Source organism: Gaetbulibacter aestuarii, from assembly GCF_039537665.1.
In the GTDB taxonomy this organism is placed as follows: Bacteria; Bacteroidota; Bacteroidia; order Flavobacteriales; family Flavobacteriaceae; genus Gaetbulibacter_A; species Gaetbulibacter_A aestuarii.
Map to the genome: position 1 here is coordinate 1 of NZ_BAABAY010000002.1, position 13,164 is coordinate 13,164.

Below are 13,164 nucleotides of genomic sequence, written 5' to 3' on the forward strand. Positions count from 1 at the left end.
TCATGGAAGAAAAGTTCACTACTGAAAAACGAAATGTTCAAAACACCTATCTAAAATATATCCTTGCTGGTGGCGCTATTGTAATAAGTGTAGTAATATTGGTAGCTTTAATTGATAGTGCTAAGGAGAATATAAAAAACAGAAAATCAAAGGAGGAAAAAGTTTAAGATCTAATTCGAATACGGAACCTTCGGGAGCTTATTCTAAAATATTTTTAATCTTTAATTTTTTAAAGAGCCTGGCCAAATCAAGGTAGGTATAAAAAAATAAATTCCATTGTGGATTAAGTTCCTTAATCCTTATAAACTAATATTGTTAATGAAGCTTCCTTGGAAGTTTTTTTTATTNTTGACGTAATAGCGTATTTGACTTCAGCAAATAGTGAACTTTTAGAGGTAAAATTTTAAGTGAAATTGTAGCCTTTTCTTTTATGGAAGGCTACAATAAAAGATTCCAATTCTTCGAGTTGAATTTGTTGAGTAACTTGCAAAGCTTGATTTTTATCTCAAATTACAACCTAAAAAAGTGTAAGCTATGTCCCTTTAACCTTGTAAACGATGTGCCTTTACCGTACCTTATGAACGCTAACGGTAAATTCTATGAGTAGTGGCAGATTGCGGTCTACTTTCCTGTCAAACCGCTACGCAGTTTGAGCGAGCTACAAACCTTAAAATTTAATACTTTGCCTGCCATTACTTATACAAAATGTTAACTCTTGTTTATTTTTCCATTTCCAACTCAAGTACTCCTCCATTTACAATTTCGTTGTGTGTAATCCAGTATCGATCCAGTTTTTTCCCATTTAGCTTTATGGATTTGATATAAATATTCTTTTTCGAGTTGTTGTTGGCAATAATGGTGAACGTATTGCCATGATAATATTTTTTGTCCAGTTTCAGTTCAATCCGGTTAAACACAGGACTTGTAATCTGATATTTATTATCTCCCGGATTTATGGGATGAATGCCTATTGATGCCAATACATACCATGCCGACATTTGTCCGACATCTTCATTGCCGCATAAGCCATATGCATCGGTTCCGTAAGCAGCTTCGCAGATGCGCCTGGTCCATTTTTGCGTCTGTCTGGGTAAGCCAATTTCATTAAAGATGAAAGGCACATGATGTACAGGTTCATTCGCGTGATTGTAATAATCATTCCACGAGAAATCGTCAGGCGCCATCTCAAAAAAATGAACAAGTTGTTTTTGAATTGAATCTTTTCCACCCATTAAAGCAGTCAACCCTGTGATATCATGAGGGACAAACCAACCTTGCTGGTAAGGATCGCTTTCCACACAACCTTGTCCTTGTATGGTTTTACCTTTCCACTCGTTCCAGTTGCCTTCCTCATCTTTGGCACGAAACCAGTTTACTTCCTTGTTCCAGATATTTTTATAATTCAAGCTTCGTTGATAGTATTCATTCGCTATACTAGGTTTGTTAAGAGATTCAGCAAACCGACCAACACACCAGTCGGTATAGGCATATTCCAGGGTTTGGGAAATCGAATTTGGCGTATATCCAAGGGGATTGTTTCCAAAGGTATCTACACTGTTTTTGCAATATTGAAAGGCTTTGACAACATCAAAATTCCGGATTCCTTTTTCGTAGGCATCAACAATTACCGAAACTGCCGGATTGCCGATCATACAGCCTGAGTATGAATTGAGGAACTCCCACCGTGGATAATATTTTTTCCCACTAAGGTCTGCCATTTGGATCAGCGAATTTATTTCGTCATTTACCATCGCAGGATTGATTATGGTTTGTAATGGGAACTGGGACCGGAAGACATCCCATCCACTAAAGATGGTCCGATATACGAAATTGTCTGTTTTGTGAATCTTTTTATCGGCGCCGATGTATTTACCATCATTATCGGAAAATGCCCTGGGGTCGATCATCGTATGAAAAAGCGCGGTATAAAAAATTTCGCGATCTTTTTCTGTAGCTCCTTCAACTGTTACAGAACTTATGGCTTTATTCCAGAGAGATTTGTTGTTCTTTTCCACTTTTTCAAAATCCCAGTGCGGAATATCAGTCTGAAGATTTAACCTTGCACCGTCAATACTTACAAATGAAATTCCACTCTTCACCAGAATTTGTTCATCTTTTTGCGTTTTGAAGTTGGTGAAAAAACCTAAATGCTTTCCCTGGAATTCCTTAATTCCTTTATGGATAGTTGCTTTGGCTATGATGTCCTGATAGGGTTTTCCGTTAACTTCTTCACGTTTTCTAATCCAACTCTCCGGAATATTGGCTGACCAGACGCCGTAGTCTTTAAATGGTTTACTAAACTGGCAATAGAAATATACCGTGTAGTCGGCTTTTCCTTCTCCGTTACCCCAGCCACCGCCTTCGGGAGGACACTTCATCCAGCCTGAAATGGTATTCTCATTTTCTAATTTAATGTATTGTTCGGTAGAAGTACCACCGATTCTTCTCGCTAGATCAATCTGAATTCTGGAACTATCGTTCTCTGGAAAAGTAAACCGGAGTATCCCAGCTCGGGTAGCTGCAGTTAATTCAGCTTTAATATTATAATCGGTAAGAAGTACACTGTAATATCCGGCTTCTATGGTTTCATTATCATGCGAATAACGCGAACGATACCCGTCTTCGGGTTTATCATCTTCCCCTTTATTGGTGTGCATTTTACCTGTAGTTGGCATTACCAGAAAGTTTCCTAAGTCACCATACCAGCCAATTCCGCTCATATGGGTAAAACTAAACCCCTCAATAGTAGTATGGTTGTATGAATATCCGGGACCGTTATCTCCACCTGTTCGGGTATCAGGACTAAGCTGTACCAGCCCAAACGGAGTTGCAGTGCCGGGAAAGGTTTTCCCTAACCCTTGCATGCTTTTCGACCTTTCGCCATAAGTTACAGCGCCAATAACTGGTTTGATGTAATTGACTTTTGATAATTTGTTAGTGCAACTAATTAATAGCATTACTAAAATAATGACTAAATAAGTATTTCGCATTACTAATTTTTATTTTTTAATAAGAGTTAACGTGTTTGTGTAAGATTAGTTGCGTGTTTTAAGCACCTAATTTAGTAAATACAAACCGAATAGAAAATCCGCGAGGATTTTCGTAAGTAAGCTTGAACTAGCAATTAATTTTACACGTCTTAAGTTTGATTTCCAATAAATTAGAATCACAAACCAGAAAGAACAAAAGAGAGGATTATTTAGCAAATTAAAAAAAATCTTTGTTATTCTATTTAAATTTCCGCTGATAAACTTTACTTAAAATTAAAAATAACACGCCACAAAGTAGCCAGGCTGGAAGTGTCACAAAAGACAGAAACACATGAAAGTGAATTGAAATAAAGTAGAATAAACCGAAGCTAATAGCCCAGGAAATCATAACTGCTTTATTGAATTTAATTTTAGCTTCCTCTGCATAGTTCTTGATGATTCCCGCTTTTTTATAGAAAAAGTGCTCAAACACAATAACAGCCCCAAACGGTGCTAATATAAATCCATATAAGGCAACAAAGCCCAATAATTGCATCGCAAATGCAGGGAATATTCCCGCTACAGTTGCAACAGTTCCGGCAATAATTGTTACCCAAAAGGTGGATGTTTTCGGCATGATAGCCTGAAAGGCAAGACCAGCTCTATAAATAGTTGGATTTGCAGTGGTCCAGCCTGCTAAAACTACGGTAATTATACCAAAAATTCCAATGGCATTATTCGCTAATGGTCCTGGAGCCACCGGTGGAGCTTCCCCTTGACTCAAAAAGGCTTGGGCTTCTGGCGATTTTAAATATACGGCATATAAAAGTGCTGCAGCTATCCATGCCATGTAATGGCCAACATACATTCCGGCAGCGGTGGTCCAACCGGAACTCGCTTTTTTCGCATAACGAAATACGGACAAATCAGACATGCCTATATGCATGGCGGCATTGGCAAACCACGACCAGATGACCACATGCCAAAAGGTGTATTTTATTTGTCCGGGGAATGGGTCTGAACCTGTTCCCCAGATATCCCAAAACTGTGAAAAGCTGGATACACCAAGTTGTTTTAATGCCACAATTCCACAAGCAACAAATGCAATGACAATAACGGGAGACATCCAATTGGCCGCTCTGGAAACAGTGTCGTAGCCTCGTGCAGCAATAATTGAAATTATAGCACCGATTACAAGGACAATTATTACCCAAGTGACACCGTTGGGCATTGTATCAGTTAGTTTTGGCATGGGCATATCAAAAGGAATACCAACAGCCGTAGCGGAAACCGTGATCATAGCTCCTGCCAGGAAGCAAAATAATATACCATTTGCCAAATTATAAAACGTGACCAGATTTTTACCACATATTTTTTCAAGCTGATAATATAAGGTCAATCTGTTTTTAACAGCAATTTCAGCGGTTAAAAATCGCCAGCTTAAAACGGCTAATAAATTTCCGAGTAATAAACCCACAATGAGATCAAATGCACTAACCCCAGCTGTTAAAAATAAGGGGCCAATAATGAATTCAGTTCCTGCTGCATGTTCTCCTGCATACATACCAAGAAAACTTTTCCAACTTTTTAATTTGGATTTAGGAACAGGGGTTCTTTCAAATTCACCTCCTGAAATTTCCTCTACAATTTCTTCTTCATGATGATTTAATGCCATAAATATTAGTTTAGTTAGTTGTTAGTAAATGTTTTGGTAGATCTTCAACGCGTTTACAACATAGTTGGTCCATCACCTGTTGGAATTGTCGTTTAGTGATCGCTATGGTATGATTTCCACCTTTATTGCCTAATGCTGCCACACCATACATAAAGGAACGCCCCATGAAGGTGAATTTTGCTCCGCTGGCAATAGCTCTGGCGATATCAGGTCCGGATCGTAAACCACTATCCATCATTATTTCTATTTTATCACCATGTTTCGTAATTGATTTGAGTGAACTGATTGTAGATTGTGCTGCATCCAGTTGTCGCCCGCCATGATTAGAAACGATAATGCCATCAAAACCCATTTTTATAGCTTCCAAAGTATCTTGCTCTGAGGCAACGCCCTTCAACACCAGTTTGCCTTTCCATTTATCACGAATAGGTTTTATACGTTCCTCATTCAGTTTACCGGAAAACGTTTTATCCATGAAATAGCCCAATTGTTTTAAATTAAGCCCTTCAGGGATATGTTGTCGCAAGGTTTCAAAGGTAGGTTGTCCGTATTTCAAGGTGTTAAAAGCCCAGGTCGGTTTTCCTAAAATCTGTAAAATATTCTGAACAGACATTTTTGGCGGTAAAGCCAAACCATTTCGAATGTCACGTGGTCGGTAACCAAAAGTTGGCACGTCGCACAGAAGCACTAATACCGGACAATGTGCTGCTTCCGCCCGATTTAAAATTTGATCACGCAGCTCATCTTCGACCGGATTATATAACTGGAACCAGGCCTTTCCTTCAGTGAGCTCGGACGCTCTTTCAATGTCCATGGTGGTCACAGTACTCAAAACAAAAGGAATGTTATGTTTGTGTGCCGCCCTGGCTAAAATTTCAGGAGAATTCGGCCACATCAGACCTTGTAATCCTACCGGAGCAATACCGAACGGTGCATCGTATTCAAGGCCCATAATCTTGGTCTTCGTGGAACTCTCCCCGTAATTATGAAGATAACGCGGTTGTAGCTGGACCTTTCGAATATCAGACGTATTTCTGATAATACTCACATCCTCATTACATCCCCCATCCAAATACTCAAATGCAAATAGAGGAACTCTTTTTTTTGCCTTTAGACGTAAATCTTCAATGGATGGATAATTCGAATTTATTTCTGATTGCATAGCTACTTAATTATAAATGGAACATGTTTCTTTAAGGCATAATTTTTCTTCAGAAACTTGGAGTTTAACTTTTTATCAGATATTGAAATCGCCGCTCCTAGCGCTGAGCCTAATGAGGCATCCGTTGTCCGAAGTTTTTTATCCCTAAAATAATGTGACATTAATTTAATATAGAGGTCATTACCACTGAAGCCGCCATCAACATAAAGTCTTTTGATTTCATCATCACCTATAAGCTTTTTAATGCTTTCAATTTGTAACAAAACCAACTCGGTCATCAGTTGATGATAGGCATGTTCAAATTTTTCATAAGGTAATTTGGTTTTGGAAGGCATATTTTTAGCCTGTATACTTTCCCACTTAAATATGTGGCTAAAATCCTGAATGATTTCGAAATAAGTATCGTAATCAAATTTTACAGAACGATGAAAATCTTCTGACTTCCCGTAGTATTCATTCAATTTCCTGACCTGTAATTTATATTCATTTCCTAAAAACAAACGCGCGGCTCTTACCGGTTTGCCATTGATGCGCATGTAGTTAATAAAATCCGAACTTGCTTTATTATCCGATAACGAAAACTTCGCAAAGGGATTTAATGCTATACTCCAGGTTCCTGTTGAAACCAAAACGAATTTCTTTTTAATACTCCGAACATAAGGCAATAGCGCTGCTGAACTATCGTGGATACCCACACCAATTTTGATGCGTTTTCCGTTGTAGTTCATGTTAATACTTGTCTCAGTAGAAACAATTGGCGGCAGAATTTTATGGATTTCTTCATCATAAACCCATTGGTGATAATCTTTTTTCTCATAATCCCAAAGGGCTGTATGACAACCAATGCTCGTGTATTCACTTACCGGGATTCCGGTAAAAATATAACTGAGATATTGTGGTAAGTGTAATGAGTATTTTATTTTCTTAAAAACCTCGGGCTTTGCATATTTTAACCAATACAGTTGCATCCCTGAATTCAAAAAACTCAGATCGAAACAACCCGTCCGATTCAAAAATTCAGTTTTGGAACCATATTTTTCTAAGAAAGAATTTAAAATTTCCTGATCCAAAGGTTTGGTATAATTATAAAGCCGAGTAAGCGGTTGACCGTTGTCATCCAAATGCACAAAACTAGCGCCATAGGTGGAAAAATTAATGGCTTTTACCCGATATTCGGATGTTTTTAAAATCTTTTCAAAAACACATTTCAACCAATCTTGCAGAGCCTCCAAATTTTCCGTTGGATGTCCGTCCTCGTCCTTTATTTCATCGAAATGTATATACTCCTTGTGAACCTCTTTAAAATTTTCATCAAAGAGAAAAAATTTTTTGTTGGTTTTTCCAATATCAAAAATCGCGGTTACGTCTGTCATAAAACTACAATCCTGTTGCTACCGTATTTTTACCTCTCTCCTTGATCAAGGTCTCACGAACTTTCAAGTTTCTAAATGCTTTTATCGGGTGAATTGCTCCTCCCAGATCGAGTCTGGCCTTTTCAATCAAAGGCCGAACATCAGTTCTGTAAGCCGCCTGCAAAATTTCCTGACAAGTCACCACATCATGATTCATTTGTGCATCTTTCAAAGCGTCCTGATCAACCAAAAGCGCTTTAGCATAGGCCTCTTGAATCGACTCAAGAGACTGAATTAAATCTTCAAGAGGGTCTTTAATATTATGACTGGCATCAATCATCCATGCCAGATTAGGATTTTGAGGATTATTTCGCATGCCATAAACCAGTTCATTAAAAATAAGAAATAGTGAATAAGGCTTAATACTTCCTACTGTTAAATCATCATCACCATATTTGCTGTCGTTAAAATGAAATCCGCCTAATTTACCTTTCATCATTAAAATAGAAACAATTTGTTCAATATTCGTATTCGGTAAATGATGTCCCAGGTCTACCAGAGAATAGGCTTTTTCTCCGCAAGCATTAGCAAGCATGAAAGAAGTTCCCCAGTCCTGAATAACGGTACTGTAAAAATTTGGCTCGTAAGGTTTATATTCTATGAGCATACTCCAATCGTCAGGTAATCCTTTATAAATAGACTTTAAACTACTCTCAGTATGTTGAAGTGCGGTTTGAAAATTGCTTTGTCCGGGGAAATTTGAACCATCGGCTAGCCACACGGTTAAACTTTTAGACCCCAGCTTATTCCCGATGTTTATAACATCAAGATTATGTTGAATAGCCTGCTCTCTTGCAGCTTTACTCGTGTTGCTCAAAGATCCGAATTTATAACTTTCTTTGGCGCCTTTCTGATCCTGAAATGTATTTGAATTTACAGCGTCGAACTTAATATTCAAAGAACAAGCCAGTTCTTTAATCGATTTAAAATCTTCGGGGATATCCCATGGAATATGCAGCGAAACAGCTCCAGATGTTTGCGTTAGAGTATGAATTATTCCTATATCTTCTATTTTCTGATCGAGACTTGAGGGTTCACCGTAAAAGGAGTACCGACCAAATCGGGTACCACCGGCACCAAGAGCCCAGCTAGGAATTGCCACCTGAAAATCTTTTAATTTGGTTATAATTTTGGCCACATCGTGACCTTCATTATCCAATTTTAAACCTAAAAAATCAAAGGATTCTTTGTGGGACTTGAGATCCTTTTTATTGTCCTCAAATAAATGTTCTTTATTTATGATCATATTCTAATTCTTAAAGTAAAGAACTTCCACAAACCATAGAATTTATGGAAGTTCCACTAAACTAAACTAAACTCAAATATTAAATTTTATCTTACAAATGCGTTGGCCATACCGCCATCTACATTTATTATATTACCTGTGGATTTATCCAATATACCGACAAGAGCAAAAACCCCGTTCGCTATATCTTGAGGATAAATAATTTGATTTAATAAATTTCTTTTAGCATAATGGGCAGGTAACTCTTCTACTGTAATGCCGTATGCCTTTGCTCTTCCTTCTGCCCAATCGCCTTCCCAAATTTTACTACCAACAATAACACCGTCAGGATTTACAGTATTAATTCGAATCTGGTCAGGTCCTAATTCAGCTGCTAGTAATCTCGCCATGTGTTGTTGTGCTGCTTTTGCCGTGCCGTATGCTACATTGTTCGGTCCACTAACTAAACCATTTTTACTCGCTATTGAAATGTAATCACCTCCTAAACCTTGCTGGCGTAAAATGGCGACTCCTTGTTTTGCCAGATCAAACTGACCTTTAACGAGAATGTCTTGAAGAATGTTCCAGTCTTTGTCTGTGGTGTCTTCCAGAGGCTTTGAAATGGCAAGTCCTGCACTGTGGACAATTATATCTACTCCTCCAAAAGCCAGACAAGCTTGTTTGTAAGCTTCAGCTATCGATTCTGTTTTGGTAACATCACACAGAGCATAAGTAGACACATCTCTTTTGTAAGATGCATGTGCTTCTGCCAAACTTTCCTCATTAATATCAGTAAGGATAATATTAGCACCCTCTTCCGCCAATTTATCGGCTATCGCTTTTCCAATGCCGCCTCCTGCACCGGTGATTAATGCCACTTTCCGGGATAATGGTTTTTCCTTAGGCATCCGTTGTAATTTAGCCTCTTCCAACAACCAATATTCAATATCAAATGCTTCTTGTCTGGGTAAAGACGTGTATTCAGAAATTGCCTCTGCGCCGCGCATAACATTAATAGCATTTATGTAAAATTCACTTGCCACACGCGTAGTTTGCTTGTTTTTTGCAAAACTGAACATTCCTACTCCAGGATATATTATGATTACCGGATTAGCATCTCTCATAGCAGGGCTATTATCTCGTTTACATGTGTTATAATAATCAGCATATTCCTGCCTGTATTTTTCAAAAGCGGGTTCTAGCTTCTTTAAAATAACATTGGTATTGGATAAGTCCTCATTTTTATCTAAATCTAAAACCAGTGGTTGAATTTTTGTTCTTAAAAAATGATCAGGACATGATGTCCCCATTGGAGCTAGACGCTCCAAATCGTTACTGTTTATATATTCCATTACGACATCGGCATCTGTAAAATGTCCGATCATCCGGTTTTCTGAAGAACATAATCCACGAAGTAATGGCATCAATTGTGCTGCTCTATCCTTACGCTGTTCTGTTGGTAGACTTTCTATTTTCTGACCACCAAAAACAGATCCATTCTCTTTAATTTTATTTGCAATGTACTCTGAAGCCATTTCAATAACCTCCAGGCTATTCATATAACAGTCATAAGACGTGTCACCCCAGGTAAACAAACCATGACTTCCTAAAACAATACCTCTAATCCCCGGGTTATCATTCAAACATTTTTCAAGTTGGAGACCCAGATCAAAACCCGGACGCTGCCACGGCACCCATCCCATGGTATCTCCCCAAATTTCATGAGTTATTTTTTTGCTGTCTTTTGCGGCAGCAACTGCAATTAGGGCATCGGGATGCAAATGATCGATATGCTTGAAAGGAAGTAAGCCATGAAGAGGCGTGTCAATTGAAGGCGCTTTACTATCCAAATCATAAATACAATGATTAAATAAACCAACCATACGATCCTCGTCATCTAAACCTTTATATACATTTTTGAGGCTTCTTAATCTTTCGGTGTATAATCCAGCAATTCCAGATCTTGTTAAAGTGCCTATATCACCACCGGAACCCTTCACCCACATTATCTCAACTTCTTTATTGGTCAGAGGATCACGCTCCATGGTTTTACAACTTGTATTTCCACCACCATAATTTGTAATTCGTAGGTCAGCTCCTAAAATATTTGATCGATATAAAAATAAATCGACCTGATTGTTTCCTAAAGCGGAAGCTTTTGCGTCGTCCCATAAATAATCAACGTACTTAAAGCTTTTGGTAATTTCCTTCATTGTTCGGTATTAAATAATTTTAGTCAAAAATATATTTCAAATTATTTTTTTGCATCCTGTACTATACTGTAATAAGCTCCAAAAAATGAACTTGTCGAATACTATTAAACAAAAATAAAATTGCTTTAGGTCAACTCACATAAATCATGATTAATCTGGAGAGTATTTTTGGTCGACCTTAATAAGCTTTCATATTTAAATAATTTTAATGGACTATCACATAACTTCCCAGTCTTGTAAACTGTTAGAATCAAAAGACCTATTAGCCTTAAAAACAAATATTTGAGCAAATTCTGTAAGAATCAGAGGAGTTTGGATAAAATATATACCGACTAAAATTCTTAATTTATGACCGAGGAATTTTCCTTAAATTCTTTGGTTGTCATACCGGTTTTTGATTTAAATAATCTGCAAAAATAGTGTTCGGAGCTAAAACCAAGTTGATAAGCTATTTGTTTTGCTTTTAGATCGGTGGTTTTAAATAAATATTTTGCTTTTTCTATTTTCAGAAGAATGAAATATTGTAAGGGAGCAAGACCTGTTTGATATTTAAAGTCAGCTCTAAATTTCGAATAACTTATCCCGTTATTAAGGCAAAAGTTTTTCAAATTAATAGATCTATCTATGTTTTTATTCATTAAATATTTCACTTTTGAAATATTTGAGTCATCTCCAACTATTGAGTTTTTTTTATTTTGAAGATTATGAATTTCTGCAATTAATTGCAGACAGAGGCCTGAAGATGTTTTTTGATATCCAAAAGGTTCGTCCATCGCTAGTTGAAAAATAGAGGAGTATAAATTCCTAATCAAAATATTAGAACAATTATTGACTATAGGATTTTCTTTTTGAAAAAAGGAGTTTTGCATAACAATATCGGCCATCTCCCCATAAAAGCCAATCCATATTTCTGTCCAACCCATTTTTTTTAAAGGTTTATACCGATGCCATTCCCCCGGAAATAAAATAATCGCGTCTCCTGAATTTAAGTTTTTGGCACCTGTAGAGGCGCCTTCGTATATTCCCTGACCGTCCATAATCAAAACAAGTTGATACTCATTCAATACCCTACCCTTATCCCAAGAAAACATATGTGAAGTTGGATGACCATCCGGTGGATAATTTGAATAGGGCAACACTTTACAGTGTCCGACATCGCTAATGACAAATCCCCATTTATGGTCTATTTCGGATAGAACAAAATATTTCTTAAAATCAACATTTAGATTGATATCAATTTGTGCAACTTTTTTATCATTTTCTGTATTTGAACTCATCTTTTAATGTTGTTTATTGGTTCAATAAAAATAATAAGTAATTATCAAATAGTGCATTATAAGTAATTAAAATTCTAACTAACCAGAGAATTTTGTAAAAAAAGTACCAACTACTAACTCAAACTAATTATGGAAATTTTTCAAGAAATAAGCATTGAAAATACTTCAAGCAAACCTAAATATCGACAAATTGTTGATTCTATTATCCAGAATATTTCAGAAGGGAATTTGAAATTTGATCAAAAAATACCCTCGATTAATATGTTCAGTGAAGAATACTACTTATCTCGCGACACGGTTGAAAAAGCCTATAGTATTCTTAAAGAAAGAAAAATAATTACGTCGATTAGAGGAAAGGGTTATTATATTTCCAGAACTTCATTAATCTCCAAAACAAATATTCTCTTCTTGGTAAATAAATTAAGTTCCTATAAACTTAAAACCTATAACCACTTTATCAATGCTATGGGACAAAATTCTCATATTGATTTACATGTTTACCATTGTGATGAGAGTATTTTTCTAAACCTTCTTGAAAAAAATAAAAACGCATACGATTATTATGTTATAATGCCTCACTTTAAATCCAAAGATTCTAATCATGTAAGTTTTACAGAAAGCGTTTTAAAGGAATTGGAGGGTATTCCAAAGGAAAAATTAGTAATACTTGACAACAGTAAACCTAATTTAGGTAATGATATTGTTGAAATTTATCAAGACTTTGAAAATGATATTTATAATGCCTTAAATGAAGGCCTATCAAAAATAAAGAAGTATAATAAAATATTTTTGAGTTATCCTGAGAAAGCCCTTTACCCTTACCCTCGTAGAATTTTACATGGTTTCAGAAAATTTTGTGTCGAACATAATCTGGATTTCGAAATATTAAATGAGATAAATGAAAATATTAAAATAAAGGAAGGGAGTCTTTATATAACCATAGAAGAGTCGGATTTAGTAAATTTAGTCAAACAAGCCAGAGAGTGTAGCTTCAAACTTGGTTCTGATATCGGAATTATTTCCTATAATGATACCCCATTAAAAGAATTATTAGGGATAACAGTAATATCAACCGATTTTAAGCTGATGGGTGAAACTACTGCTAAAATGATTTTAAATAAAGAAAAAGGAATTATTAAAAATCCGTTTAACTTTATTGATAGAGACTCACTTTAAAATGCTATTCTAGTACTTTTATTGTTGATTACCTTAAACTAATTACTTTACAATT

The 13,164-nt window shown here is 36.4% G+C and carries 8 protein-coding genes; 1 reads left to right on the top strand and 7 read right to left on the bottom strand.

All coding sequences use genetic code 11. The features are described from left to right. Window positions 1-719 precede the first annotated feature (719 nt). From ABD682_RS08665 to ABD682_RS08695, 7 genes are all read right to left on the bottom strand, one after another. Window positions 720-2,990, bottom strand: coding sequence for a GH92 family glycosyl hydrolase (locus tag ABD682_RS08665; RefSeq protein WP_344740824.1), 2,271 nt, complete (start codon window positions 2,988-2,990; stop codon window positions 720-722). 238 nt (window positions 2,991-3,228) lie between these two features. Then, window positions 3,229-4,644, bottom strand: coding sequence for a purine-cytosine permease family protein (locus ABD682_RS08670; RefSeq protein ID WP_344740826.1), 1,416 nt, complete (start codon window positions 4,642-4,644; stop codon window positions 3,229-3,231). A 10-nt stretch (window positions 4,645-4,654) separates the two neighbouring features. Then, window positions 4,655-5,806, bottom strand: coding sequence for an alpha-hydroxy acid oxidase (locus ABD682_RS08675; protein ID WP_344740827.1), 1,152 nt, complete (start codon window positions 5,804-5,806; stop codon window positions 4,655-4,657). Between the two features lie 2 nt (window positions 5,807-5,808). After that, window positions 5,809-7,179: an FGGY-family carbohydrate kinase gene (locus tag ABD682_RS08680; RefSeq protein ID WP_344740829.1), complete on the bottom strand. Its 1,371-nt coding sequence runs from the start codon at window positions 7,177-7,179 to the stop codon at window positions 5,809-5,811. A gap of 4 nt (window positions 7,180-7,183) precedes the next feature. Then, window positions 7,184-8,464 (bottom strand): sugar isomerase, encoded by a 1,281-nt coding sequence (locus ABD682_RS08685; RefSeq protein WP_344740831.1) that lies wholly within the window; start codon window positions 8,462-8,464, stop codon window positions 7,184-7,186. An 86-nt stretch (window positions 8,465-8,550) separates the two neighbouring features. After that, complete coding sequence (locus ABD682_RS08690; protein ID WP_344740832.1) at window positions 8,551-10,656, bottom strand: bifunctional aldolase/short-chain dehydrogenase; 2,106 nt, start codon at window positions 10,654-10,656, stop codon at window positions 8,551-8,553. A gap of 341 nt (window positions 10,657-10,997) precedes the next feature. After that, window positions 10,998-11,933 (bottom strand): AraC family transcriptional regulator, encoded by a 936-nt coding sequence (locus ABD682_RS08695; protein WP_344740834.1) that lies wholly within the window; start codon window positions 11,931-11,933, stop codon window positions 10,998-11,000. 129 nt (window positions 11,934-12,062) lie between these two features. On the opposite strand from ABD682_RS08695, the gene ABD682_RS08700 reads away from it, so the two are divergent. Further along, window positions 12,063-13,109, top strand: coding sequence for a GntR family transcriptional regulator (locus tag ABD682_RS08700; RefSeq protein ID WP_344740835.1), 1,047 nt, complete (start codon window positions 12,063-12,065; stop codon window positions 13,107-13,109). The last annotated feature ends 55 nt before the right edge of the window (window positions 13,110-13,164 follow it).